We start from the raw sequence: 24,201 nt of genomic DNA, 5'->3' as shown, positions 1-24,201 counted from the left end.
CCGCGTTCGTCTGCCCGCTCCTTGAACGCCTCGAACCTGTCGGCGGATCGCCACCTAGCTTTTCTTTCCGCCGCTGCCAGCCAACGCAGGACTGCTGTTCGAAGCTCCTGTGTCACATGTCGAAGTGCTTTTCATCGCTTGCGCCGTTGAGGTGCCGATGATGCGATCGAAGGGGTTCCGCACGATGACCTTGAGCGCCGCGAGATCGTCTTTGTTCAAATAAGACATCTTTCCCGGTGGGGTCGTCACCATCTTGCCGATCGTCGAAGGAGAAATCCCGTGCTTGGCCATCAATCGCGCCAGCTTGATCGTGTCGCGAATGGTCCCGCTATCCTCGTTGCCGTGCACATTGGAGACGGAATGAACGCCAATCCTCGCGTCTGGCGACACGTAGCGTTTCCTGCTTGTCAGGAAAATGAATGCGCAGGCTGAGTCGCATTCTCCGGAAACATAGGTTGTGAGCTGACGTCGGTAGGCAAGCATGGCAATCTGGAAGCCCTCATCAAGAGAGCCGCCGCCTGAGTCGAGATCGACACCACGCACGCGCCTCTCCGCGCCCACAAACCCACGAAAACGGGCAAAATCGCCAGGCCCGATGTCGCCGCTCAGCTTCAGGACATCTCCTGTGCAATTAGGCACCCGCAGGATGTCCATCGCAAAACAGCTGGTTGACAGCAGCAGCATCGCGGCGCTCAGGCCGGTCTTGGCCGCTTCCACGATTCGAGCCATGCCAATCCGACAGCTATCCTGACTAGGCACGTCTCACCCCGATTGACGTTAAGTCGTTCTCAGCATGATCGGAGGACCACCCGTGACGCTTGACATAGGTCAACCGCGCGACCACCGCCCTCCACCGGGATTAATCGACGGGAGATCAGATGGTCGGCCCAACGCCGGCGATCGAGCGCGCAACCTCCGTGACACCGACGACAATGATCTGCACGCCGATGCAAACCAGGAGGAAGGCAGACAGCCGTGTCACCACGCTGGTCCCTTCTTCGCCGAATAGTCGCGCCATCGCACTCGACTTGCGATATGCATGGTAGATTGCTGCCGTCACGACGGTGAGACGATGGCCGCCGTGCTCGGCGGTGCCCAGTCAATCTTTACCTGTGCATACGATGAGGCGTTTCAGATCCCGACCGAGTTCTCGGCCGAGATTGCGCTGAGAACGCAGCAGATCATCGCCTATGAGAGCGGTATCTCGAAGACGGTCGATCCGCTGGGCGGCAGCTTCTATGTCGAACACCTGACGGACCGGATGGAGGAGGAGATCCTGAAAGTCATGGGTGAGATCGATGCCTATGGCGGTGTCGTGAAGGCGATCGAGGATGGCTGGCTGCAGATGCGTTTGGCGGAGCGGGCCACGGAACGGCGCCGCAAGATCGATTCGCTCGATACGATCATCGTCGGCCAGAACGCGTTTCGCCGCGAGGACCAGACGGACGACTTTGGCGAAGTGTTCAGGCTGGATCCGACGGGCGCTGCACGCGTGCTCGAGAAGTTCGACGCGATACGGGCCGGCCGCAACAACGCCGCGGTCGAGAAGAGCCTCGACGATCTTGCCGCGGCAGCCGCGAAAGACAACGAAAATCTGATGCCCTATCTGATCGATTGCTGTCACGCCTATGCGACCGTCGGGGAGATTGTGAGCCGCCTGAAGCAGGGCTGGGGTGAATTTCAGGAGCCAGTACGCCTATGAGCACTCTCAAGGGAAAGCGGATTTTGATCGCCAAGCCCGGCCTTGATGGTCACGATATCGGAGCGAAAATCATCGCGCTGGCGTTGCGCGATGCCGGCGCCGAAGTGATCTATACGGGACTGCGCAAGACACCGGGTTTCATCGCGCGTGTTGCAGTCGACGAAGACGTCGACGCGGTTGGTCTGTCGCTGCTTTCCGGGAGTCACAAGGAACTGGTCGCCGAGACCATGCAGGAGCTTCGTGCCCTCGATGCCAGCGACATCCCCGTGTTCGTCGGCGGCACTATCCCGGCCGAGGATCGCGCGGCGCTGCTGGATGCTGGCGTGATAGGCATCTTCACTGCGGAGATGCGGCTTGACGACGTCGTTGCTGAGGTCGCGCGCGTGCTCATGCCGGTGAAGGCTGCGTAGGCGGCTGTGGCAGCAGCTTCGGGCAAGCCGGACGGACATCTGGACCGCCGTGCGCTCGGCCGGTCGCTCTCGAGGATTGCCAATGCGTCAGTTGAGGAAGCCCTGGCCGGCATGCGCGAGACTGCGGGCGGCGCAAGCCGGATCGGGATCACCGGTCCGCCCGGCGCGGGCAAGAGCACGTTGATCGGCCGTCTGGCGCGGCGGCGTCTTGACGACGGCGCCGCGGTTGCCGTTGTGGCGATCGATCCAACCAGCCCCCACACGCACGGTGCAATCCTCGGCGATCGCATCCGGATGGATAGCGTTGCCGACGATCCGCGGCTGTTCATTCGATCCCTGGCAAGCCGGGGTGCAAATGACGGTCTTGCCGACAACATTGCCGACGTCCTGGCGACGCTGGACGGTTACCCGTTTGACGAGGTGATCCTGGAAACCGTAGGCGTCGGTCAGGCCGAATACGCCGTGCGGGCCCTGGTCGATACGCTGGTCCTGGTGCTCATTCCCGAGTCCGGGGATCAGGTCCAGGCGATGAAGGCGGGTACGCTCGAGATGGCGGATATCTACGTCATCAACAAGGCCGATCTGGCTGGCGCGGAGAGAATTGCAAGCGAAATCCGCGCGGTCGCCAGATTACGCCGGAGACTGGCGTCGGACTGGGAGCCGCCGGTGATCATGACCGCTGCGGAGAGTCCGGACGGTATCACGGCCCTCAACGACGCGGTTTCCCACCATCTGGACTTCTTGCGAGCATCGCGGAACGCGGACGAGGTCCGCCGTCTGCGCAGGGAGTATCACGTCAAGAGTCTCATCATGCGCACTGTCGCCGACATCCTGGCGGAAAGCCCGGAAGCCATCGATCGCTCTCCCCGCGAGGCCTTTGAACGAGTGGTAGGGCGCTTGAAGGAGCGACGTCGCTGAGAAGGCGTTGAGGTTTGCGTCCGACGTATGCCGCTGAGCAGCTTGCGCGCAATGCTTGTCGGGGTCTCGCCAGGTGAAAGCAGCGATTGGAGCCCTACTTCTCAAGTATCGTTATCGCGCAAGCTGCTTCGTCAAAGCCCATGACACCGCCGCCATTCTCGGCAAGCGCGATTCGCGCCCTTTTTGCCTGACGCGCACCCGCCTCCCCACGCAACTGCAGAACAAGCTCATGGATCATCGACAGGCCTGTAGCGCCAACGGGATGTCCCTTGGAGACGAGCCCGCCAGACAGGTTTACGGGCCGCTCCCCGTCGAGCGCGGTCGCGCCGGAAGCGACATAAGCACCACCCTGCCCATCTGCGCAGAATCTCAGCATTTCGGCCTGATAGATTTCGCAGAACGACGTTGCGTCGTGAACCTCAGCGATATCGATCTCCGATGGCGAGAGACCTGCCATCTTGTAGGCTTTGTCAGCCGCAATGCGTGAAAGACCCGGCTCGTCAAACGACCGGTATTTTCCGCCCGACAAGGCACTGGCCCGCACCTTGACTGCTCGCTCACGCACCTTGCTCGGCAACCTCGCGAGGTAATCTCGCGAACAGACAAGGGCCGCCGCGGCTCCATCGCCAATCGGAGCGCACATGCTTCGGGTCAGCGGATAGCTGATCTCGCGATCTGCCAGCACTTCGTCGGCAGTCATCCTGAAGCGATATTGTGCGAGAGGATTAAGACTTCCGTGGTCGTGATTCTTTGCCGCACCCGCAGCGATCTGGAGCCGTGTCGTGCCGTAACGTTTCATGTGATAGGCCGCCTGCATGGCGTAGGTATCCATGAAGATCGTGCCACGCTTTTCGGCAGCCGCGAAGGGCTTGCCGCAGGCTCGCCCGGCTTCGCCGTAGTAGCCGAGCCACTCGTCCGGATCCAGTTGGTCGATGCCACCGTCGAAGATCTCCTGCGTTCGCGCTGGGTTGTCCGGAACGAACGTCTTCTCTACCCCGATGGCCAGTGAAAGCTCCGCTGCGCCGGAGGCAATGTCCTTCCAGGCGCCATGAAAGGCCTGGGACGCCGTGGCACAGCCGCCTTCAACATTCATCGTTGGAACGCGCTCGGGAAACAGGCCTTCCCGCACCAGTGGAGAAAAGCAGACCTGCCCCCGGATATTGCGCTGTCCGAACGAGCCCATGCCGCAGTTCCCGAACCACGTCATCGCAATGTCGCATCCATCCTCCATCCCCGCATCGGCGAGGACGGCAAGGTAGGCTTCGCGCGTCAATGCCTTGAAGCTTGTTTGCGGCTTCTTGCCAAACGAAGTGCAGGCAGTTCCGATGATGTAGGCTTCTGGCATCATATCTTGCACCCAATGTCAGATGGCAGGTGGATCAGCGCAGACGCACCGGGAGCGACTGCAAGCCGCGGAGGATAAGAGAGTCCTTCCAATCCGGAGCGGACGCGTACGCCAGTGCGGTGTCGGGGAAGCGTTCGATCAGGCCACGAAGCGCGATCTGTCCCTCGAGCCTGGCGAGTTGCGCGCCGAGGCAGAAGTGAATACCGTGACCGAAGGTCAGATGGGCATTCGGCGATCGGCCGATATCGAACCGATCGGCGTCCTGAAACTGTTCGGAATCACGGTTGGCCGCGTTGACGAACGCGAACAGGCGTTGCCCCTTCAACAGCCGCTTTCCTCCGAAATCGAGATCGGCCGTGATAACGCGCGCCAGGGCGCCGCTAGGACCGTCGTACCGCAACCATTCCTCGACCGCAGATTCAGCCAGAGACGGATCATCCTTGACACGCTTCCATTGCTCCGGCGACTTCAAGGTGTAGTAGAGCCCGTTGCCGAGCAGATTGGTCGTCGTTTCGTGTCCTGCGAACAGCAGAAGGATGCAGGTTGCAATCACCTCGTCGTCGGTCAGGGCCTCGCGATCCTCGCGCGCCGACACGAGCTGGCTGATGATGTCGTCCTTGGGATCGGCGGCGCGCTTGGCGAGAATGCCACGAAAGTAATTCGCCATGGCCTTGGCCCCGGCCTCTGCACGCAGATATTTGTCGGCCGTCGCACGGGAGGTTCCGACGAAGAGCGCAATATCGTCCGACCAATCCTTGACGAGGTACAGGTCCTCTCGCGGCACACCGAGCAGGTCCATCATCACTGTGGCAGGCAACGGATAGGCGAAGTCTGCGATCCAGTCGACAACTCCCGATGACCACGCTTTTTTCTCCATCTGATCGAACAGGAATCCGACGATCTGCTCGACATTGGGCTCCAGCGCCTTGACCGAACGGGAGGTGAAAGCCTTGGTGAACAGCCGGCGCAGGCGCGTGTGCTCGGGCGGATCACGAAATACCATCCAATTGCCGAGGTATGTCATCAGGTGGGCATAGCCGCCTTGGCTCTCGGCCGGAACCGTTGCGAAGAATGGCGCAAGCCGCTCCGCGGACATGTCGGAGTTCGCTACCGCCACGCGTTTAACGTCCTCATACCGCGTGATGACCCACGTCTTCATGGCCGACGACCAGTGCACTGGGTCGCTCTCGCGCAGCCGTGCGAAGATGGGGAATGGATCGGCATTTGTGCTTGGATCCGCGAAATCGAGGTTCAGCATCAATCAAACTCTCTGTCTTCTCGGAGTGTCGGCATTCATTTGCGGAATCTGGATTCGTTTGGCGTCGTCAGCGCGCAAATGCCCTGCTCCTCGATCATTCGCGCGAAGGTTCGCCCGCGATCCGTGCCCTCTTCGAGCTCTGCGAGCACCTCGCGTGGTGCGGCCGACTTTCCGTCGATCTTCAGGTGGGGCATGTCGAACAGCGCAGGCGGCATGCTCGCACAGAACGCGGCAAATCGTTCGAGCGTGGCGTTCCCCGACTCACCCCAGAAGTCGACGAGCGGTGGCTTGAGGGTCTTTCCGGCGGCGTTGGCCGGCAGGGTGGTTGCGAAAACCACGTATTCCGGCGTCTCGTATCTGGCGAGATGCTTCGCGCAGTGGTCGCGGATTTCGTCGGCCGTCGCGCTCTCGCTGGGCTTGAGCACCACGACCGCCTTCAGGCGCTCCGAGAACACATGGTCGGGTACTCCGACCACCGCCGCTCGCAGGACTTTCGGGTGCAGATACAGCTTGTTCTCGACCTCGATGCAGTAGACGTTCTGACCACCGCGCACGATCATGTCCTTCTTGCGATCGAGCAGCCAGAGGTAGCCCTCCTCATCGATCCTGGCCCAGTCCCCGGACAGGACAAAGCCGTCGCGCCGGAATACCTCGGCGGTCTTGCCGGGCTCCTCCCAGTATCCCGCGTTGGTCTGCTGGCCGCGGTAGGCAACTTCACCGATGACATTCGGCTCGATGATTTCGTTGCCGGCGTCGTCGAAGATCGCAATGTCGGTGTTCGGCGTTGCGAGGCCGCAACTCGTGATCTTGCGGATCGCGTCCTCGGTTGGCAGCGCGAAGCCGAGCGCCGTGCTTTCCGAGACCGAGCCGGCATTCACCATCGCGATCGGCGCGAATTCCTGGTTGAGCTGGTTGATGAACGTCTCCGATGAGGCATGACCGCCAAAGATGATTTTCTTCAGCGTCGAGCGGTCATGGCTTCGGAACTCCGGATGGTTCATCATCATCCAGAGCATGATCGGCGCCGCAACCGCCCATGTCGCCCGCTCGGCCTCGATGAGCTTAATCGCATCGAGCGGCGTGAAGGCCGCCATGATCACGCATTTGCCGCCGCTCAGCAGCGCGGGCAGGAAGTCCGCATAGACGGCGGTGTTGTGATAGAGCGGCGGCATGCACAGATTGACGTCGTCAACGCCGAGCCCCTTGGCGGCCATGACAACGTTCTGGGCGCAGCCAAGCGCGTTGATGTGCAAGGCCATAGTGCCCTTCGGCACCCCAGTCGTGCCGGAAGTGAACGAGATCGCACAGAGATCCCACTCGTCGACTGCCTCGTGCTCGACCGGGTTCGTCCCGGTGCCGGTCAGCTTGGCGAAGGGAAGCGTTCCCTGCGGCGCTTCTCCGCCAATGACAAACACGGCCTTTACGCTCTCGAGGCTGCCTCGCACCGGTTCGAGCTTGCCGTTCCAGACCTCGGGCGAGACCACGAGGCCCTTGGCGCCTACCTTGTTGATCTGCGCCGCCAATCCCTCCGCGTGCAGACCGAGGTTGACAGGAACCGCTATGCCACCGAGTTGGATGATTGCGAGATAGCTGGTCACGTACTCTGGACACCCGGCCGTCAGCAAGCAGAGCCGATCACCCTTCCGGAAGCCGAAGTCATCTCGAAGCCGCGCGGCGACTCGCTGAACCTGACTGCCGACATCCCCCCAAGTCATTCTTTCGCCGCCGGGATGGAAGACATAGGCTTCACGATCGGGCCAGCGCGCCACATTGGCCGCAAGACACTCCGAAATGCTGCGCGGCCGATCGCGATAGGCCCAGATTTCAGAACCTTCCCACGCGATGCCCCGCCCGTGCGGAGCTGTGATCCTGGTGACCTGCCCGGCAAGCTCCGGATAGACGTCACGCCACGACTTGCACACCCCCCTCGCCGGGCCCTTCACCTCCCAAGCTCCCATTTTCCCTCCTCGCTGATCCGGGCACTCATCCATCCGGCGCCTGTCGACCTCGCTACCAAACAACTGTTTGTTTGGCAACTCTTGCTGTCCTCGACGAGGCAGAGCATGTCAGGTAAGAGACGCTTCAGCCCGAACGCGAACCGATCCGATGATTGCGAAAAGACGAGCCCGTCCCACGCCACGAACTCAATCGACAAAGGCAGCACGCCGGCCGCACAAGGACGACAGGCGCCAAGAGCTTCCGGATGACCGTCGACAGGTGCTGATCAACGAGGCGGCCCGGCTGTTCGGCAGCAAGGGCTACGAAAACACCTCGATGCGCGACATCGCGGCAGCGGTCGGCATTCTGCCGGGATCGCTGTATCACCACTTTCCCTCTAAGGAGGAACTGTTCGTCGCCGTCTATTCCTTTGCGGTGTCGCAATCGCGCGAGGCGGTGAATGCGGCCATCGAAGGCCGCACGGATCCGTGGACCCGGCTGGAAGCCGCCTGCATCGCGCATGCGCAAGGCTTGCTCGAGAGAAGCCGCTTCGCCGCAGTCCTGGTCTCGCATCTGTCGGTCACCAGCCTGCCGGAAGAGGTGGTTACCCTGCGCGACAGCTACGAATCCATTTTCAAGGATCTGATCTCGGCGCTCCCGCTGCCCGCAGGGCTTGATCAGCGCATCTTCAGACTTGGACTGCTGGGCGCAATGAACTGGGCGATCACCTGGTATCGGCCCGGCGGCGAGACACCTGCGAGCATCGTGCGGAAACTGCTTAACATCATTCGGCGCGAGTAAGCGGCTCGATCGGAATTCAGATACTGCTGCAACTATTCAGGCGCTTCCCCAGCCCGCGCAAAGGCCTCACGCGGCGAGCCTTCCATCTCCGACGGATATTCCAGCCCCCATGCGGAGGTTGCGTCCCGTGATGACTGCACCAAGAGGAGACGGCGAGAAATCGCCGGCCTCAGCGTCTCGATACTATCGCGCCCGCCCGAGCCTGTCATGATAGCGGGCGGCTCCCGCTCCGTCTGAAGTCATCGGCGCAGTTTCGTCACGGCACGAAGCTCGCTCACTGTCCTACCCGAGGCCGGAATTGACGCACAATTCTCTGCTTTAGGATATCAAGGACGAAGCCGCGGGCGCCGATCATCAACTCTGCTGGCTTTCGAGATCGCCCGCTCCAGCGAATTCGGCGGCAGCACCTCGACCTCGAAATTGATGTTGGTATCGTTCTTCAGCCGGCGCCTGACCTGCTTGGCCAGTTCGATGTCGAATTCCGCCAGATTATCTATCTTGGCTGCCGGATCGCGTTCGACACGCACGGTCGCCGTGTCCAGCGCGCCGTTGCGTTCGAGCAGAATCTTGAACTCGATCCCCGTGCCCGGCACCGACAGCAGGGAACGCTGGACCTGGCTCGGATAGACATTGGCGCCGCGGATCAGGAGCATGTCGTCCAGGCGGCCATACACACCCATCGGGAGGCGCGGATAAGTCCGGCCACAGCCGCAAGGCGCATGCGTCATGTGCGATTCATCGCCAGAGTAGAAACGGATCATCGGCTGCGACTGCCGCCTTAGATGCGTGTAGACGACCGCCCCGCTCTCCCCGTCTGGAAGCGCGCGGTTGGGATTGTCCTTCGCGACGATCTCGGTCCAGACCTCATCCTGCATCACATGCACACCCTGGCCCATCTCACATTCCGCGTTGGTACCCCACGGCGTCATCTCCGACGTCGTTGCCATGTCGCGCACGACGATGCCCCATCCGTTCTCGAGAGCCTGACGCGTTCCGGGGATCGATGAGCCCGGTTCACCGATGAAGATTCCGAGACGCAGCGGCGAGGTTGCGGGATCGAGCCCCATCGACCTCGCCACCTCCAGCATGTGCAGCGCGTAGCTCGGCGTCGTGATGAGCACGGTCGACTTGACCCGCCACATCAGCTCGATCTGCCGCTCGGTTTCGCCAGCGCCGATCGGGAAGGCCGTCGCACCGAGCCGCTCGACCCCGAGCAGCGAGCCCCAGCCCCCCATGAACAGACTGAACACCGTCGCGAGTTGCACCACGTCGCCCGGGCGCACACCGCAGGTGAAGAACGCCTGCGCCATCACGTCTGAGATGTAGTCCCAGTCGCTGCGCGAGATCGCGTAAAGGGTCGGCTTTCCACTGGTTCCTGAAGACCCATGCACGCGGCAGACGTCAACGGGGCCGGCGCCGAGATAACTGCCGAATGGCGGATGCTCGGCCTGGTCGTCGCGCAGCATCTGCTTGGTGATGATGGGCACGCGATGCGTGAAGGCCGCGATCGAGTCGACCTGATCGGGGTGGAAGCCGGCCCGATCGTAGTGTCGTCGGTAGAACGGCAGATGCTCATAGGCATAGCGCAATTGCCGCTGCATCAAGCCGAGAACCTCCACCTCGCGCACCTCGCGCGGACGGTTCTCCTTGTCGGCATTCCAAAAGGCTCGCTGCTCTGCCATGCGTCACCCTCCCTGCTCTCTTTTATTAACTAAACGATTGTTTAGCTAGATTCAGATACAGCGTCAAGATATCGCTTGAACGAGGCAAGACTGATCAGATTTCTCGTTGGAATCGCAGATTTTGAATCTGGACGACTTACAGATTGTGTGCAGCGGCGTGACATGCTAAACGATCGTTTAGTTAAATGGAGAACAAGTTGGCTGCCACCCTTGCAAAGCACCAAGCGAACCGCTGGCCGGCGCTGCTGGAAGCCGCCGCAGCGCTTTTCGCCGAGCGCGGCTATCACGCAACGACCATCCGCGACGTCGCCGAGGCGGCCGGCGTGACGCCGGGCGCGCTCTATTTCCATGTCCCGACCAAGCAGGCGCTGCTGGTCGCGGTCTACACCGAAGGCGTCGACCGCATCGTCCGCCACGTCGACACCCTGGTCGACAAGGAAACCGAGCCGGCGCTGCGCTTCCGGCGCGCGATCGAGGCGCATCTTGAATCCATCCTCGATGCCAGCGCGTTCGCTCGCGTCATCGTCCGGGTCCTGCCGGACGACGTCGCGGAAGCCGCAGCCGAGCTGCGTGCCCAGCGCGATCGCTATGAGACGCGCTTCCGGTCGCTGATCGCCGCGCTCGGCCTGCCCAGCGGCCGCTCGCCCGCCTTGCTCAGGATGCTGCTGCTGGGCGCCCTCAACGCGACGCCGATCTGGTACCGGCGACCCCGCGGGGGCCTGGACGCGATTGTCGACGAATTCGTCGCCGTGTTCGGCATCGCTCCGTCCGGCACCGACACCAAACCCCGACGCAGGTCAAAACGATGATGAAGGTCGATGCATTGCCGCTTCGCGTTCTCGTGACCAAGATCGGCCTCGACGGCCACGACCGCGGTAGCCGCATCGTCGCCGCCTATCTTCGCGACGCCGGCATGGAAGTGATCTACACCCCGCCGTGGCAGACCATTTCGGGTGTGGTGAAACTCGCGACCGAAGAGGATGTCGACGTCATCGGCATCAGTTCGCTGGCGACCGATCATCTGATCGTGCCGAAGATGATGGATGCGCTGCGGGTGGCGGGGCTCGGCCATGTCAGCGTCATCATTGGTGGCATCGTGCCTGACGAGGAGAAAGCTGCGCTGCTCGGCGCCGGCGTCAGCCGGATTTTCGGGCCCGGCTCGGGCCGCGAAGAGATCGTTGATTGCGTCACCGCACTCGGCGGGCAATCGCGCACGGCACGGAGCGATGAATTTTTTGAGGCGACCCAATGACCCGCACGGCGATCCAGCTTCCGCTCCCCGGCTTTGAACATGCGCAAGGCGAGTGGCGCGCGCAATACTCTCGCCAGATCGGCGACGAGAAAGCAATCCGTAACCGCTCCGGGATCGAGATCCAGCCGCTGTATTCGCCACGCGACTGGACCGGCGAGCGGTATCTTGAGGACGTCGGCTTTCCGGGCCAGTTTCCGTTCACGCGCGGCATCTATCCGACGATGCATCGGGGCCGCACCTGGACGCAGCGTCAACTGATCGGCCTCGGCACACCGGAGGACTACAACAAGCGGGTACGACGCATCATCGGTGCCGGCGCCACCGCAATCAGCCTGTTGCCGTGTTGTTCGGGATTTCGCGGCGTCGATTGCGACGAGGTCGAGCCGGTACTGCTCGGCACCTGCGGCACCGTGATCAACACCACCGACCATATGGACAACGCGCTGGATGGCGTTCCGATCGGAGAAATCTCGACGGCTATGAACGACCCGTCGCCCTTTACGCTGCTTGCCTTTACGCTCGGCGTGGCGCGGCGGCGCGGCGTCGACTGGCGCTCGGTGACGGGAACGTCCAACCAGAGTGACTACATTTCGCACTTCATCGCCAATCACCAATTCTACCGCCTGTCACTGCCAGGATCGCGGCGGGTGCTACTCGACCATATCGAGTTTTGCCGGCGTCACGTTCCAAACTGGAATCCAGTCTCGGTCGTCGGTCAGCATATGCAGCAGGCCGGCTCGACGCCTGCCGAGACCATGGGCTTCACGCTCTCCACCGCGATCCAGTATGCCGACGATTGCAAGGCGCGCGGCATGGACATCGACGACGTGCTGCGGCGCTTCACCTTCTTCTTCGACATCTCGATCTCGCTGTTCGAGGAGGTCGCGAAATTCCGCGCCGGCCGGCGCATCTGGGCCAGGATCGCGCGGGACAGGCTGGGGGCAAAGGATCCTGCATGCTGGCGGTTCAAATTCCACGGCCAGACCTCCGGCGTCGACCTGACCCAACAGCAGCCGCTCAACAACATCGCGCGAGTCTCGATCCAGGCCATCGCCGGGATTCTCAGTGGGCTGCAATCGCTGCATACGGACGCCTATGACGAGGCGATCGCCTGCCCAAGCGAGGAAACCGCGCGCGTTGCCGTGGCCACGCAGAATATCCTGCGCGACGAGGCCAGACTCTGCGACGTCATCGATCCCTTGGGCGGCTCGTACTACGTCGAGCGCCTGACCGACCAGATGGAGGCGGAGATCGAAGGCGTGATTGCAAAGATCGACGCAGCCGGCGGTATGTACAAGGCCGCGGAGGCGGGCCTGGTCCAGACCATGATCGGCGAATCGGCTCTTGCGTTCCAGGAGCAGGTCGACGCCGGCGCACGCAGGATCGTCGGGGTCAATTGCTACCAGATCGATGAGGATTCGACGGTCCCTCCGGCCGAGCGGCCGGACCCAGGCGCGATGCTCCGGCATGTCGAGCGCTTCAAGGCATTCAAGCAGGAGCGCAGCCAGCGTGACGTCGCCAGCGCGCTCGACGCACTGGCCCGCGCCGCCAACAGTTCGGACGAGAACGTGTTTGAAAAAGTGGTGGAAGCGACCGGAGCGGGCGTTACGCATGGCGAGGTGGTGAGTTGCCTGCGTCGCGAGCTCGGCTTCGGACATCCATTGATCGTTGCCTGAGTGATGACCTCGGATTCCATCGCAACGTCACTCCTGGTACGGCTGCGGGCCGGTGATGCCAAAGCCATCGCACGCGCCATCACGATCGCCGAAGCAGGTGGCGCCGCCGCCGCCAGCTTGCATCGCGCGGTGCTGCCGCAGACAGGGAGCGCGCTCACAGTCGGCTTCACCGGGCCGCCCGGTGCCGGAAAGTCGACACTGATCGACACGTTCGTGGCCGAGTTGCGCAGGAGCGGAAAGACGGTCGCCGTTGCGGCGGTCGATCCGTCGAGCCCGCTCTCAGGGGGCGCGGTACTCGGCGACAGGGTGCGGATGGGGCGGCATACCGAAGACGCCGGCGTATTCATCCGCTCGATTGCCTCGCGCGGCCATCTCGGCGGGTTGACCGACAGCATTCAGCCGATCGTCGACATCCTCGATTTCGCAGGCCGTGACGTGATCGTGATCGAAACCGTTGGAGCTGGGCAGTCCGAGGTCGAGATCGTCGAAGTTGCCGATGTCCGGGTCGTCGTGAACGCTCCGGGCCTCGGCGATGACATCCAGGCGATCAAGGCCGGGATACTGGAGATCGCCAACGTCCTCGTCGTCAACAAGGCCGATCTGCCCTTGGCCGCGCGCACTGTCCGGCAACTCCGCAGCATGTTGAGCCTACGCCGCGAGACCGACAGGAATGTGCCGGTCATCGAGACCGTGGCAAGCTCCGGCCAGGGCGTCGTCGAACTGGTTGAAGCTGTCTTCAATGTCGCGCCGCGAACGCCCGCCGAGCGTCAGGCGCGCCGTCGCGCGCGCATCCATCGTCTCCTCGCGGAGACCGCCGCGGCCGAGATCCGACGCTCCATCCTGGAACGGACTGACGAACCATTCGTGAACATGCTGCGGCAGGTCGAGGCCGGCGAAGTTTCGATCGACACTGCGACGCGCGCGGCGCTGGGCTCTCACCACGAGGCACATGACCACGTCTCTAACTCGCACACGAGCGGCAGCAGACGCGATGAACCCGTTACCTGACGACCCAAAGCAACTGGCAGAGCATTGCGCCGCCTTCATGCTCTCTGGCGACGCCCCCGCCAAGGCGTTCAGCTTTACGCTCCGCCGGGCCAGCCCCGGTGAGGCCGAGCTCGAGATGACCATCTCTCAAGCCGGCCTGAACGTGTTCGGAACATGTCATGGCGGCGTCCTGTTCACCCTAGCCGATACGGCATTCTCGATCGCCTGCAACAGCCACGGCCGGCCGGCGGTCGCGCAGCAATGCAGCATCACGTTCTTGCGCCCTGCGCGACCCGGCGATCGCCTGATTGCGCATGTTCGGGAGCGCTGTCGCACGGGCCGCACGGCGATCTATGACTGCAGCCTCACCAATGCGGCGAACGGGAAGATCGTGGCGGAATTCCGCGGCCATTCCCGGATCATCGCCGACGCGATGCACGCTCACGCCGAATCGCTCACGGCGCCATGATCCGGCATCGGCTGTCGCGCTGCGGCAATCAGCCTGCTCGCGCGATCTATCGCCGCCAAGCACGGGTTTGAGTTCGGGGACGCCAAGCCATCAATGCCGGCACTCGCCGGTGGCGACCTGGAGCGCGCCCCAGACGTTGTCATCGCAGGTATCGCCGTGCCCCTCTGGGCGGATATTGCCATTCTCACCGGAATCTGCTTCGACAACGATCGTAGGCCGCTCGAACCAGCCGGCCAGTATTTTGACAGGGAGCTTGATCAGGCATGCCGTCATCCGTGCGTTCCGGCGACCGATCTCGTCGGCAGGCGGAGGCGCGCCGACCAAGGAGATCGCCCACGGGCACTGGGCGCAAGACCGCCCGCGACAAGAATCCCACGGCAGCCGCGACAAAATCCGAGCGATCGCGAGATCTGATCTTGCAGTCCGCAGCACAACTGTTCCGGCGCCAGGGATTTTCGGCCACGACACTGCGCCAGATCGCCGCGAGGGCAAAAATCAAGGCCGGCAGCATCTACTACCATTTTGATTCCAAGGAAGAGATCCTTGGCGAGGTCCTGGACCGCGGCCTCCGTCACGTCTTCGAAACCGTAAGGAATGCGGTCGAGCGGGCAGGCAAGGTGTCGCACCGGCGCAGGATCGGCCTCGCGATCGAGGCCCATCTTGTCGCGCTGCTCGAGACCAGCGACTTCACGTCAGCCAACATCCGCATCTACGGTCAATTGCCGGAGCATTTGAAGAAGCCGCATCGGCCGTTGCGGCGCGCCTACGCCGAATATTGGGACAAGCTCTTCATCGAGGCGCGGCGCGCCGGCGAAATCCGGGCCGACATGGAGGTGGTGCCGTTGCGCATGTTCGTGATCGGCTCCCTCAACTGGACGATCGAATGGTTCAGGCTGGAGACCCGCGATGCGGTGCTTGAACTGGCGCACCGCACGGAACTGCTGATCTTCGAGGGCGTTCGCACCTCCTGAGGCACGTTACCTGCCCCGCCACACCGGCTTGCGCCTCTCCGCGAAGGCTTTCGGCCCTTCGATGGCATCGAGACTTGCATAGGTCTCGACATGGAGCCGCTCGGCTTCGACGAGTCCCTGCGCGTAGCCGAGATCCATCGCGGCAAGCACGCTGGCCTTGGCCGCCTTGACCGACAGCGGCGCGCCTTCCACGACCTTGCGGGCCAGTTCCTGCGCGCGCTCCCGGACCGCTTGCGGCGTTTCTTCGAGAGAATTGACGAATCCATGCTCGGCCAGCCGCTCGATCGGCATCGTCTCTCCGGTGAGAACCATTTCCATCAGCATTGGCTGCGGCAGCATCCACAGCAACGGCACTGCCCAGGGCGTCCCGCGCCCCATCTTCACTTCGGTGATACCGGCGCGCGTGCCGCGCAACGCGACCCTCAGGTCGCACTTCAGCGCCAGCATCATCCCGCCGGCCATCAAGGAACCGGTCATGGCGGCGATGATCGGCTTGGAGACCTTCCGCATCGCATTCTGCATCGGATCGCGCATCAGCGTCAGGATATCCACTCCATCCCGCGACCGGATTTCTGCGGCCTGTTTCAGATCGAGTCCTGCACAGAATACGCCGCAGTCCGCCGAGGTCAGAATGACGACGCGCACCGACGGATCGGCTTCCACCCTGCTCCAGGCATCCGTCAGACCATTCATCGCCTCGACTGACAGCGCGTTCTTTCGCTCAGGACGGTCGATCGTCACAGTCGCAATGCCGCCCTCGACCGCATAGCGGACCTGTTCTTTGTCGGTCACAATATCTTCTTCCTTGAATTCTAACATTTGTTAGAATACATCGCCGCACGCCGAATGCAACAGAATGGCGAAGAGCTCGTAGGAGGAAACAAGATGGCGCATCTCTGGACGCCGCCCGCGGAACTCGTGGAGAAGAGCAACCTGAGTGCGTTTCTTCGCGCTACGGGGCAGCCCGACTACGACGCACTGGCCGCGAGGGCGGATGCCGATCCGGCGTGGCTCGTGGAGGAAGTGTTCAAGTTCTGCGACGTCCGCTTCTATCGCGCTTTCGACAGGGTCCTGGATCGCGCGCGAGGCGAGCCGTGGGCGCGCTGGTGCGTCGGCGGGACCACGAACATCGTCCTCAACTGCATCGACAGGCATCGCGGCACGGCAGTCTGGGACAAGCCCTTTCTGATCTGGGAAGGCGAGGACAAGCACGAACAGCGTCGATTGAGCTACGGCGAGTTCGCCACCGCCGTCGGACGGCTGGCCTCCGGCCTGCGCGAACTCGGTATCGGCAAGGGTGATGTCGTCGCCATCTACATGCCGAACCTGCCGGAAACATTCGTGGCCTTCTTTGCGATCTTGAAGATCGGCGCGATCGCGATGCCGCTATTTTCAGGCTTTGGCCCCGACCCAATCCGATCTCGGCTCAACCACGGCGAAGCGAAGGCGGTCATCACGGCGAACGGCACCCGGCGCCGCGGCGTTCCGGCGCCGCTGAAATCGGTCCTCGACGAGGCACTCGAAGCTGCGCCGAGCGTCCGGCACGTCGTCGTGGCCGACCGCGGCGCGCTCGGCATCGACACCCCCATGTGCCGGGGGCGAGACCATTGGTGGGATGAAATCGCCCGGGAGGGCGCGGACCTGCCGACCGCCGAGATGGACGCGGAGGATCCCGCCATCCTGCTCTACACCTCGGGCACGACCGGCGAGCCGAAGGGTTGCGTGTGGACGCATATCAGCTTCATCGGCTCCATGGTCACGCGGGACATGATCATCTGCGGCGACTTCAAGCCGACCGATCTGTTCTTCTTCTTCAGCGACATGGGATGGATGGTGGGCGCGATGTGCGCCTGCATCCCAAGCTTCGCCGGCGGCAGGCTGCTGGTCGCGGAGGGAACGCCGGATTATCCCGATACGGGCCGCTTCTGGCGCCTCATCGAGGAACACAAGGTCACCTATCTCGGCGTATCGCCGACCATCGTGCGAGGGATGATGCGATATGGCGAGGAGGTCGAGAGATACGACCTCTCGAGCTTGCGGATCACTGCTTCAGGCGGCGAAGCCTGGACCGAGACACCGTGGAGATGGTTCTTCGAGCACGTTTGCAAGTCGAAGATTCCGATCATCAACATCTCCGGCGGCACGGAAGTCGGCGGCTGCATATTCACGGGCACGCCGAATCATCCGATGAACCCATGCTCGTTTTCGCGACCAGCTCTCGGGGTCGGCGCAGATATTGTCGACATGGCGGGCCACGGCGTTCCCGATGGCGAGGTCGGCGAGCTCGTCCTGCGTCACGCATCGATCGGGCTCACCAAGAGCCTTTGGAAGGCTGACCAGCGCTATCTCGAGAGCTACTGGAATACGATCCCCGGGATCTGGGTACACGGCGACTTCGCCGTGCGCGGAAGGGACGGCCTCTACTACATTCTCGGCCGCTCGGACGACACCATCAAGATCTCGGGAAAGCGCGTCGGTCCGGCAGAACTGGAAGGCGTCTTGACCGCGACCGGCAAGGTCGCGGAAGCTGCGGTCTTCAGCATCCCTCATCCGGTGAAAGGCTCTGCGATCGTGTGCGCCTGCGTGCCGAGCGCTGGACTGCAGGAGTCGGGCACCTTGCCCGAGGAACTGTCCCAGGCGCTGGTTCACGGTATGGGCGCCTCATACCGCCCGGAACGGGTTCTGCTGGTCGACGACCTGCCGAGAACGCGCAACATGAAGATCATGCGTCGCGTGCTCCGCGCGGTGTTCGAGGACAAGGACCCTGGAGACCTGTCGGCGCTCGCCAACCCGGAGGCCATCGCGCACATCCGGCTCAGGCTCAAGACGTAGCGGCCAAGGCAGACGTCGAGGCAACCAGCCAGGCCGGTTGCCTCGACGCGTACCGATCGGGACTAGATCGGGCAATCCGTCGGGAATGAGGGCTTGCGCTTCTCCAGGTGAGAAGCCAATCCCTCGCGCGCCTCGTTGCCGGCGAAGCCGAGGATTTCCAGCGCAGTCGAGGTATCGAACAGCGGCCCGTTGACGCGAAGCCAGTTGTTCAACGCGTATTTGGTCCAGCGGATCGCGCTCTGGGCGCCGGCGGCGAGATCCTGCGCTGTCTCCAGCGCGATCCTCTGCAGCTCCGAATCTTCCACACACAGCGAAACCAGCCCGATCCGCTCGGCTTCCTCGCCCGACAACGGCTTGCACGTGAGCAGATAGTATTTCGCCTTCGCCAGTCCGCAGAGCAGCGGCCAGATGATGCAGGCGACGTCGCCCGCCGCGACGCCGAGCCGTGTGTGCCCGTCGACGATCCGCGCCGATTTGCCGCAAATCGACACGTCGGCGAGGATCCCGACGACGAGGCCAGCTCCCACCGCTATGCCATTGATGGCCGAGATGATCGGCTTGTTGCAGTTGATGACGTTGTAGACGAGGTCCTTCGCTTCCTTCCAGGTGGCCATCCGCGCCGCAGGATTGTCGAGCAGCGACTTGATCAGCTCGAAATCACCGCCGGCTGAGAACGCCTTTCCCGCCCCGGTGACGATCACGGCATTGATATCGGGATCGTTGTCAATGTCGCGCCAGATATGGGTGAGCTGCGTATGGGTCTCCGCGTCGACGGAATTGTAGGTCTCGGGACGATCGAAGGTGATCCTCAATATCCGTTCGGCCGGATAGTCGAGCTTCAGCCTGGTGTAGGTGGCGTATCGATTGGACATGTTGAACTTCCCGCTGTTGACGAATAAGAAGCGCTACCAATTGTTTCTAACAAATGTTAGAATTTGTAATCCGCCGGCGCAAGCACCGGTTTGGAAGATTGTCGAAAGGCAGCGCTCGAGGAAACGTGCATGGTAACCGAGTTCAGTCCCCAGATTGGCGCCGTATCCGATGTTGGAACCGTCGGAGCGCTATTCAACGTCTGCGCCGAACTCCATGCCGGAAGGGTCGCAATCGAACACCGCGAGAGGCGTATGACCTATGGGGAGTTACGCGACCGGGTGCGTCGTCTGACCGCTGCCCTCGCCGCGCGGGGATTGCGGCGGGGTGACCGCCTTGGCCTCTTGTCGCGAAATCGCCCGGAATGTCTCGAGATCGAGCTGGCAGCCGCCAACCTGGGGATCATCACGGCATGCTTGAACTGGCGATTGTCGGAACGCGAGCTCGCTTATTGCATCGAGCTGGTGTCGCCCAATCTGCTGGTCGTCGAGGCCGATCTCGCTGCAAACCTTCCGCCCGCGGCCAGGATCCACCCGATCCTGGAGATCGGACCACAATATGAAAGCGAGCTCGCGCGGCAGGATGGGCGCGTCCCCCCGCCCGTGGCGCAGCCCGAAGACGGACTCGTCATTCTCTACACGAGCGGAACGACCGGCCTGCCGAAGGGCGCCGTCATTTCCCACCGCGCGATGGTGATGCGCGCGCTGGTCTTCTCGTCAGAGCTCGGCATAGCGCCGCATGCGACCTTCGTCGCGTGGACACCCCTGTTCCACATGGCATCGACCGACCACGCGCTCGCCACGCTGTTGCGCGGCGGAACGGTCATTGTGGTGGATGGATTCCAACTCGAACCGCTGTTGACGGCGGTATCCCAGCACGACATTGGCTGGCTGGTATTGATCCCCGGCATGGTGGAGGCCTTCGTCGAAGGCCTGAAGGCGCAACGGGCGAACGTCAAGGGTGTGCAGGTTTGCGGGGCCATGGCGGACCTCGTGCCCCCGCACGCCATCGCCGCGGTGACCGAGCTTCTCGACGCGCCCTATCTCAACAGTTTCGGCTCGACCGAAACCGGCCTGCCGCCTGCGACAAGGGCGTTGATCGCTCCGGGTCAGGTGCCGGCGAGCCTGTCCAAGCGTCAGAACGCATTCTGCGAGATCAAACTCGTCGATTCATCCGACAACGAGGTTGCACCCGGCGAGCCCGGCGAATTGGCGATCCGAAGCCCCACGCTGTTCTCGGGCTATTGGCAGGCGGACGAGACCAACGCGCGCGACTTCCGCGGCGGCTGGTTTCACATGGGCGACGTATTCAGGCGCAACCACGACGGATCGCTCGATTTTGTCGACCGCGCCAAATACCTGATCAAGTCTGGCGGCGAGAACATCTATCCTGCCGAGATCGAGCGTGTGCTGCTGAGCGACGAGCGGATCACGGAGGTCACGGTCGTGCGCGCCGCCGACGTCCGGTGGGGAGAGGCTCCCGTCGCTTTTGTTGCATGCCGTAACGATGCCCAGCCGACCGAGGCCGAGCTCGTCGATTTGTGCCGCCGCGAACTGGCCGGCTACAAGCGGCCGCGTGAATTCCGCTTCATCGCCTTTGACGAATTTCCGCGCTCCACGAGCGGCAAGGTCCAGCGCCACGAACTCGAACGCCTGTTGAAAGCCTCCACATGAGCGACACCAGTCTTCGAGGAAAGGTCGCCGTCATCGGCATCGGAATGTCGGCGGTCGGCAAGGTGTCAGGCCGTAGCCCGCTTTCGCTCGCCGCCGAAGCCGCCAGGAATGCGCTGGCCGATGCCGGGATATCGAAGAGCGAGGTGGACGGCGTCCTCTCGAGCCATGCTTTCGCATCTCCCTTCCATCGCTTCAGCGTTGCATTCAGCGAATATTTCGGGATTCGCCCCACCTTCTCGAACACGCTGCAAGTCTCCGGTGCCACGGCAGCGACGATGCTCAGCATCGGTGCGGCTGCCATTCACGGCGGCCTTGCCAAGGTCGTGCTGGTTGTCGCGGCTGACAGCCTTCTGACCGGACTGACGCCGGATCTCGCGCTGCGTTCGCTCACCGAGAGCCGGGATCAGCAATACGAAATGCCTTTCGGAATTCCCGTTGCCAACACCTTCGCCATGACCGCGCACCGGCATATGAAGGAATTCGGCACCACGGTCGAGCAACTCGCCGAGGTCGCGGTGGCGCACAGGCGCCACGCGTCGCAGACGCCCGGCGCACAACAGACCACCCCGATCACGGTCGAGGACGTGCTCACCTCGCCGATGGTTACCACGCCCTATCACAAGCTCGACTGTTCATTGATATCTGACGGTGGAGCGGCGTTCGTCCTCGTCTCCGCCGAATATGCCGAGGCGCTCGGCATCGAGAAGCCGGTCTACATCCTCGGCTGCGGCGAGTGCTACACCCACGAGCACATCTTCCTGATGCCGTCCCTCACTTCGACGGGGGCCGTCGAGTCTGGCCGACTAGCCTATGCCATGGCTGGTTACGGGCCGGCTGACATGGATGTTGCCGGCATCTACGATTGCTTCACCGGGACCGTGATCATGATGCTCGAAGACCTCGGCTTCTGCCGCAAGGGAGAAGGTGGGCCGTTCGTCGCCGACGGGCAAATGACCTACGGCGGCCGGATTCCCGCCAACACCCACGGCGGCCTGCTTTCGTTCGCCCACTCGGGAATCCCCGGCTCCCTGTTTCACTTCCATGAGGTGATCGCGCAACTACGCGGCCAGTGCGGCGATCGGCAAGTGGCGCGCGCGCAGCTTGGGCTGGTGCATAGCCTTGGAGCAGGATTTGCGACCAACGCCAGCACCGTTCTGGGCACACGGGAGGCATTGTAATGTCGCTCGACGATGCTGCCCGAAAGCCCCTCCCCGCCCCGGACGCCGACACGGCCGCGTTCTGGCGCGGCTTGCAAGAGGGAAAGCTGCTGCTGCAGCACTGCGGCCGGTGCCGACATGTGCAGTATTATCAGCAAGCGACGTGCCGTCAGTGCGGCGGTGAGGAGCTCGAGCACATACCGGCACGGGGCCGAGGCAAGGTCCACTCCTTCAGCGTGGTGCATCGCGCGCCGGGCCCGGCCTTCAAGGTCGACGTTCCGTACGCGGTACTGCTCGTCGAGCTCACGGAAGGGCCGCGCATGATCAGCACCTTGACGGGAAGTAACCCAGCGGACGTCACCTTCGACATGGATGTCGAGCTGACCTTCGAACGCGTCTCCGACGACATCACGCTGCCGCGATTCCGGAAAGCCTAGAGGCTTGCATGAGTTCTCCTTGCATCGGCGCGCGACTAATTCTAACACTTGTTAGATTTTAACGAGATGATCGACAAGATGAATTTCACCCTTACCCGCGGACAGACGCGCATTCGGATACCGAAATGCGCGCTGACCTGCAGAGCAATCCACGACAACATCGGCAAGCCATCGATGGGCGAGCCTAGCAACCAGGGGCGCGCACAATGGCGATCATGAAATCGGACGTCGTCACCTCGAGCGAGGAATATCTACGCAACCGCGACGCTTACTCTGCACGTGTCGCCGATCTTCGACGTCGCCGGGCTGCGGCTGCGATCGGCGGGCCCGAACGTGCGCGTAAGCTGCACAAGGAGCGTGACCAGCTCTTGCCACGCGAGCGGATCGCGGCCCTGATCGATCCCGGATCGCCATTCCTCGAATTCTGTCAGCTTGCGGGCGAAGGGCTGTACGACGGCGTGCCGCCCGGCGGCAGCATTATCACCGGCGTCGGGATGATATCCGGCCGCCCCTGTATGATCATCGCCAACGAGCCCACCGTGAAGGGCGGCACCTACTACGGCATCACCTGCAAGAAGCACGTCCGCGCCCAGCGTTTCGCCTGGCAGCACCGGCTTCCATGCGTGACCATGGTTCAGTCGGGCGGCGCCAATCTGCCCGACCAACCCAACATTTTCCCGGACGACGGCCAGTTCGGGTCGATCTTCTACAATCAGGTCCGGATGTCCGCCGAGGGCATTCCGCAGATCGCGATCGTGCATGGCCCGTCCACTGCCGGCGGCGCCTACATCCCCGCCCTTTGCGACGAAACCGTTATCATCCGGAACCAGGGCGCGATGTTTCTCGGCGGCCCGCAGCTCGTCTACGCGGCCACGCGCGAGGAAGTCGGCATCGAGGCGCTGGGCGGCGGCGAGATGCACAGCCGTGTCAGCGGCGTGACCGATCATCTCGCCGAGAACGACGCCCATGCGATTGCCATCACGCGCGAGATCGTGGCCAATCTCGGCGAAATCCCAAAGCAGAGCTGGACGATCGGCCCGGTACGCGATCCCTTGCTCGATCCGGCGGAAATCTACGGTCTGATCAGTTCGGATCCCCGCGTTCCCACCAACAATCGCGACATCCTCGCCCGTCTCGTAGACGGCAGCGAATTCCATGAATTCAAGCCGCTCTACGGCGACACCCTCATTACCGGTTTCGCGCGGATCATGGGCTTCGAGATCGGCATCCTCTGCAACAACGGTGTGCTGTTCTCCGAGAGCGCGCTGAAGGCGACGCATTTCATCGAGCTGTGCTGCAAGCGTGACATTCCGCTGCTGTTCATGGCCGACGTCACCGGCTTCATGGTCGGCCGCGATGCCGAGGAAGGCGGCATCACCAAGAACGGGGCGAAGATGGTCACGGCGATGGCGAGCGCCAATGTGCCGAAATATACGCTGATCATCGGCAACGCCTACGGTGCGGGATACCTCGCGATGTGCGGCCGCGCGTTCCGGCCGAACGCAATGATGATGTGGCCCAATGCCCGTTCCGCGATCATGGGTCCCGACCAGGCCGCCACGACGCTCGCGATGGTCCGCGACGAAGTGCACAAGCGCGAGGGTACGACGTGGACCGACGCCGAGCGCGAGGCCTACATGGCGCCGACCCGGCAGACTTTCGAAGCCTTCGCCAATGCCTACAACTTCGCCCGCAACACCTGGTGCGACATGGTGATCGATCCGCTCGAAACCCGCAGCGTGATGGCGCTGCTGCTCGACCTCGCCGGCAGGATTCCGCATCAGCACACCGATTTCGGCGTGTTCCGGATGTAAACGAAGGAG

Annotated in this window: 24 protein-coding genes; 15 read left to right on the top strand and 9 right to left on the bottom strand. The window is 62.8% G+C overall.

All coding sequences use genetic code 11. The annotated features are described in order from the left end of the window. Positions 1–54: 54 nt before the first annotated feature. Positions 55–729, bottom strand: a complete 675-nt coding sequence (locus tag JQ573_RS24175; RefSeq protein ID WP_212316001.1) for a hypothetical protein — start codon at positions 727–729, stop codon at positions 55–57. 145 nt (positions 730–874) lie between these two features. After that, positions 875–1,060, bottom strand: coding sequence for a MarC family protein (locus JQ573_RS40655; protein ID WP_312011607.1), 186 nt, complete (start codon positions 1,058–1,060; stop codon positions 875–877). Between the two features lie 12 nt (positions 1,061–1,072). On the opposite strand from JQ573_RS40655, the gene JQ573_RS24165 reads away from it, so the two are divergent. From JQ573_RS24165 to meaB (JQ573_RS24155), 3 genes are read left to right on the top strand one after another with little or no spacing between them, the layout of a single operon-like run. Further along, positions 1,073–1,702: a methylmalonyl-CoA mutase family protein gene (locus JQ573_RS24165; RefSeq protein ID WP_212316002.1), complete on the top strand. Its 630-nt coding sequence runs from the start codon at positions 1,073–1,075 to the stop codon at positions 1,700–1,702. Positions 1,703–1,725: 23 nt separating this feature from the next. Beyond that, a complete protein-coding gene (locus tag JQ573_RS24160; RefSeq protein ID WP_212316003.1) occupies positions 1,726–2,112 on the top strand; it encodes a cobalamin-dependent protein in 387 nt (128 codons plus the stop codon). A gap of 6 nt (positions 2,113–2,118) precedes the next feature. Then, the gene (gene meaB / locus JQ573_RS24155; RefSeq protein WP_212316004.1) at positions 2,119–3,030 is read left to right on the top strand and encodes a methylmalonyl Co-A mutase-associated GTPase MeaB; all 912 of its coding nucleotides are present in this window, start codon (positions 2,119–2,121) and stop codon (positions 3,028–3,030) included. Between the two features lie 94 nt (positions 3,031–3,124). Here the strand turns inward: meaB (JQ573_RS24155) and JQ573_RS24150 are convergent, their stop codons facing one another. From JQ573_RS24150 to JQ573_RS24140, 3 genes are read right to left on the bottom strand one after another with little or no spacing between them, the layout of a single operon-like run. Then, positions 3,125–4,378, bottom strand: a complete 1,254-nt coding sequence (locus JQ573_RS24150; protein WP_212316005.1) for a thiolase family protein — start codon at positions 4,376–4,378, stop codon at positions 3,125–3,127. A gap of 31 nt (positions 4,379–4,409) precedes the next feature. Then, positions 4,410–5,633 carry a cytochrome P450 gene (locus JQ573_RS24145; protein ID WP_212316006.1) on the bottom strand — a complete coding sequence of 408 codons (1,224 nt, stop codon included), beginning with the start codon at positions 5,631–5,633 and terminating at the stop codon, positions 4,410–4,412. Positions 5,634–5,668: 35 nt separating this feature from the next. Next, on the bottom strand, positions 5,669–7,591 hold the full coding sequence (locus tag JQ573_RS24140; protein ID WP_212316007.1) for a class I adenylate-forming enzyme family protein: 1,923 nt from the start codon (positions 7,589–7,591) through the stop codon (positions 5,669–5,671). 259 nt (positions 7,592–7,850) lie between these two features. Between JQ573_RS24140 and JQ573_RS24135 the strand changes: the two genes are divergently transcribed. Further along, positions 7,851–8,372: a TetR/AcrR family transcriptional regulator gene (locus JQ573_RS24135; protein WP_312011606.1), complete on the top strand. Its 522-nt coding sequence runs from the start codon at positions 7,851–7,853 to the stop codon at positions 8,370–8,372. A gap of 326 nt (positions 8,373–8,698) precedes the next feature. On the opposite strand, the gene JQ573_RS24130 is transcribed toward JQ573_RS24135, so the two are convergent. Next, positions 8,699–10,054, bottom strand: a complete 1,356-nt coding sequence (locus JQ573_RS24130; protein WP_212316011.1) for a phenylacetate--CoA ligase family protein — start codon at positions 10,052–10,054, stop codon at positions 8,699–8,701. Positions 10,055–10,251: 197 nt separating this feature from the next. Here JQ573_RS24130 and JQ573_RS24125 point away from each other — a divergent pair, with 197 nt between their 5' ends. From JQ573_RS24125 to paaI, 5 genes are read left to right on the top strand one after another with little or no spacing between them, the layout of a single operon-like run. Then, positions 10,252–10,863, top strand: coding sequence for a TetR/AcrR family transcriptional regulator (locus JQ573_RS24125; protein WP_212316013.1), 612 nt, complete (start codon positions 10,252–10,254; stop codon positions 10,861–10,863). Next, the gene (locus tag JQ573_RS24120; protein ID WP_212316015.1) at positions 10,860–11,306 is read left to right on the top strand and encodes a cobalamin B12-binding domain-containing protein; all 447 of its coding nucleotides are present in this window, start codon (positions 10,860–10,862) and stop codon (positions 11,304–11,306) included. Before JQ573_RS24125 ends, JQ573_RS24120 begins: the two co-directional genes overlap by 4 nt. Continuing rightward, positions 11,303–12,982, top strand: coding sequence for a methylmalonyl-CoA mutase (locus JQ573_RS24115; RefSeq protein ID WP_212316017.1), 1,680 nt, complete (start codon positions 11,303–11,305; stop codon positions 12,980–12,982). The genes JQ573_RS24120 and JQ573_RS24115 overlap by 4 nt, the downstream gene beginning before the upstream one ends. Positions 12,983–12,985: 3 nt before the next feature. Further along, entirely contained in the window at positions 12,986–13,990 is a 1,005-nt protein-coding gene (meaB, locus tag JQ573_RS24110) for a methylmalonyl Co-A mutase-associated GTPase MeaB (RefSeq protein ID WP_212316467.1), read from the top strand. Next, positions 13,932–14,438 carry a hydroxyphenylacetyl-CoA thioesterase PaaI gene (gene paaI, locus JQ573_RS24105; RefSeq protein ID WP_249132226.1) on the top strand — a complete coding sequence of 169 codons (507 nt, stop codon included), beginning with the start codon at positions 13,932–13,934 and terminating at the stop codon, positions 14,436–14,438. The genes meaB (JQ573_RS24110) and paaI overlap by 59 nt, the downstream gene beginning before the upstream one ends. Positions 14,439–14,528: 90 nt before the next feature. On the opposite strand, the gene JQ573_RS24100 is transcribed toward paaI, so the two are convergent. Continuing rightward, the gene (locus JQ573_RS24100) at positions 14,529–14,711 is read right to left on the bottom strand and encodes a hypothetical protein (RefSeq protein WP_212316020.1); all 183 of its coding nucleotides are present in this window, start codon (positions 14,709–14,711) and stop codon (positions 14,529–14,531) included. Between the two features lie 143 nt (positions 14,712–14,854). Between JQ573_RS24100 and JQ573_RS24095 the strand changes: the two genes are divergently transcribed. Continuing rightward, on the top strand, positions 14,855–15,409 hold the full coding sequence (locus tag JQ573_RS24095) for a TetR/AcrR family transcriptional regulator (protein WP_212316022.1): 555 nt from the start codon (positions 14,855–14,857) through the stop codon (positions 15,407–15,409). A 6-nt stretch (positions 15,410–15,415) separates the two neighbouring features. Here JQ573_RS24095 and JQ573_RS24090 read toward each other — a convergent pair whose 3' ends face one another. Continuing rightward, the gene (locus JQ573_RS24090) at positions 15,416–16,228 is read right to left on the bottom strand and encodes an enoyl-CoA hydratase/isomerase family protein (RefSeq protein WP_212316024.1); all 813 of its coding nucleotides are present in this window, start codon (positions 16,226–16,228) and stop codon (positions 15,416–15,418) included. A gap of 66 nt (positions 16,229–16,294) precedes the next feature. On the opposite strand from JQ573_RS24090, the gene JQ573_RS24085 reads away from it, so the two are divergent. Further along, positions 16,295–18,241: an AMP-binding protein gene (locus JQ573_RS24085; RefSeq protein WP_212316026.1), complete on the top strand. Its 1,947-nt coding sequence runs from the start codon at positions 16,295–16,297 to the stop codon at positions 18,239–18,241. 62 nt (positions 18,242–18,303) lie between these two features. Here the strand turns inward: JQ573_RS24085 and JQ573_RS24080 are convergent, their stop codons facing one another. Beyond that, the gene (locus JQ573_RS24080) at positions 18,304–19,113 is read right to left on the bottom strand and encodes an enoyl-CoA hydratase/isomerase family protein (protein ID WP_212316028.1); all 810 of its coding nucleotides are present in this window, start codon (positions 19,111–19,113) and stop codon (positions 18,304–18,306) included. Positions 19,114–19,242: 129 nt separating this feature from the next. Here JQ573_RS24080 and JQ573_RS24075 point away from each other — a divergent pair, with 129 nt between their 5' ends. The 4 genes from JQ573_RS24075 (at position 19,243) to JQ573_RS24060 (ending at position 24,192) form a co-directional block, all read left to right on the top strand. Continuing rightward, positions 19,243–20,784: a class I adenylate-forming enzyme family protein gene (locus JQ573_RS24075; RefSeq protein WP_212316030.1), complete on the top strand. Its 1,542-nt coding sequence runs from the start codon at positions 19,243–19,245 to the stop codon at positions 20,782–20,784. Next, complete coding sequence (locus tag JQ573_RS24070; RefSeq protein ID WP_212316032.1) at positions 20,781–21,962, top strand: thiolase C-terminal domain-containing protein; 1,182 nt, start codon at positions 20,781–20,783, stop codon at positions 21,960–21,962. Before JQ573_RS24075 ends, JQ573_RS24070 begins: the two co-directional genes overlap by 4 nt. Continuing rightward, entirely contained in the window at positions 21,962–22,378 is a 417-nt protein-coding gene (locus JQ573_RS24065) for a Zn-ribbon domain-containing OB-fold protein (protein ID WP_212316033.1), read from the top strand. The genes JQ573_RS24070 and JQ573_RS24065 overlap by 1 nt, the downstream gene beginning before the upstream one ends. Positions 22,379–22,584: 206 nt before the next feature. Then, complete coding sequence (locus tag JQ573_RS24060; RefSeq protein WP_212316034.1) at positions 22,585–24,192, top strand: carboxyl transferase domain-containing protein; 1,608 nt, start codon at positions 22,585–22,587, stop codon at positions 24,190–24,192. Positions 24,193–24,201: the final 9 nt, after the last annotated feature.

It is taken from the genome of Bradyrhizobium sp. AUGA SZCCT0105 (assembly GCF_018129565.1).
Classification (GTDB): Bacteria; Pseudomonadota; Alphaproteobacteria; order Rhizobiales; family Xanthobacteraceae; genus Bradyrhizobium.
The sequence above is the reverse complement of the archived record's forward strand: the minus strand, read 5'-3'. Positions and strand labels throughout refer to the sequence as shown.

Excerpts from the sequence above, each read along its gene's own strand:
- JQ573_RS24175 (WP_212316001.1), bottom strand. The coding sequence starts at position 729 with ATGGCTCGAATCGTGGAAGCGGCCAAGACCGGCCTGAGCGCCGCGATG.
- JQ573_RS24165 (WP_212316002.1), top strand. The coding sequence starts at position 1,073 with ATGGCCGCCGTGCTCGGCGGTGCCCAGTCAATCTTTACCTGTGCATAC.
- JQ573_RS24150 (WP_212316005.1), bottom strand. The coding sequence starts at position 4,378 with ATGATGCCAGAAGCCTACATCATCGGAACTGCCTGCACTTCGTTTGGC.
- JQ573_RS24145 (WP_212316006.1), bottom strand. The coding sequence starts at position 5,633 with ATGCTGAACCTCGATTTCGCGGATCCAAGCACAAATGCCGATCCATTC.
- JQ573_RS24140 (WP_212316007.1), bottom strand. The coding sequence starts at position 7,591 with ATGGGAGCTTGGGAGGTGAAGGGCCCGGCGAGGGGGGTGTGCAAGTCG.
- JQ573_RS24130 (WP_212316011.1), bottom strand. The coding sequence starts at position 10,054 with ATGGCAGAGCAGCGAGCCTTTTGGAATGCCGACAAGGAGAACCGTCCG.
- JQ573_RS24120 (WP_212316015.1), top strand. The coding sequence starts at position 10,860 with ATGATGAAGGTCGATGCATTGCCGCTTCGCGTTCTCGTGACCAAGATC.
- JQ573_RS24115 (WP_212316017.1), top strand. The coding sequence starts at position 11,303 with ATGACCCGCACGGCGATCCAGCTTCCGCTCCCCGGCTTTGAACATGCG.
- meaB (WP_212316467.1), top strand. The coding sequence starts at position 12,986 with ATGACCTCGGATTCCATCGCAACGTCACTCCTGGTACGGCTGCGGGCC.
- paaI (WP_249132226.1), top strand. The coding sequence starts at position 13,932 with ATGACCACGTCTCTAACTCGCACACGAGCGGCAGCAGACGCGATGAAC.
- JQ573_RS24100 (WP_212316020.1), bottom strand. The coding sequence starts at position 14,711 with ATGACGGCATGCCTGATCAAGCTCCCTGTCAAAATACTGGCCGGCTGG.
- JQ573_RS24090 (WP_212316024.1), bottom strand. The coding sequence starts at position 16,228 with ATGTTAGAATTCAAGGAAGAAGATATTGTGACCGACAAAGAACAGGTC.
- JQ573_RS24085 (WP_212316026.1), top strand. The coding sequence starts at position 16,295 with ATGGCGCATCTCTGGACGCCGCCCGCGGAACTCGTGGAGAAGAGCAAC.
- JQ573_RS24080 (WP_212316028.1), bottom strand. The coding sequence starts at position 19,113 with ATGTCCAATCGATACGCCACCTACACCAGGCTGAAGCTCGACTATCCG.
- JQ573_RS24075 (WP_212316030.1), top strand. The coding sequence starts at position 19,243 with ATGGTAACCGAGTTCAGTCCCCAGATTGGCGCCGTATCCGATGTTGGA.
- JQ573_RS24070 (WP_212316032.1), top strand. The coding sequence starts at position 20,781 with ATGAGCGACACCAGTCTTCGAGGAAAGGTCGCCGTCATCGGCATCGGA.
- JQ573_RS24065 (WP_212316033.1), top strand. The coding sequence starts at position 21,962 with ATGTCGCTCGACGATGCTGCCCGAAAGCCCCTCCCCGCCCCGGACGCC.
- JQ573_RS24060 (WP_212316034.1), top strand. The coding sequence starts at position 22,585 with ATGGCGATCATGAAATCGGACGTCGTCACCTCGAGCGAGGAATATCTA.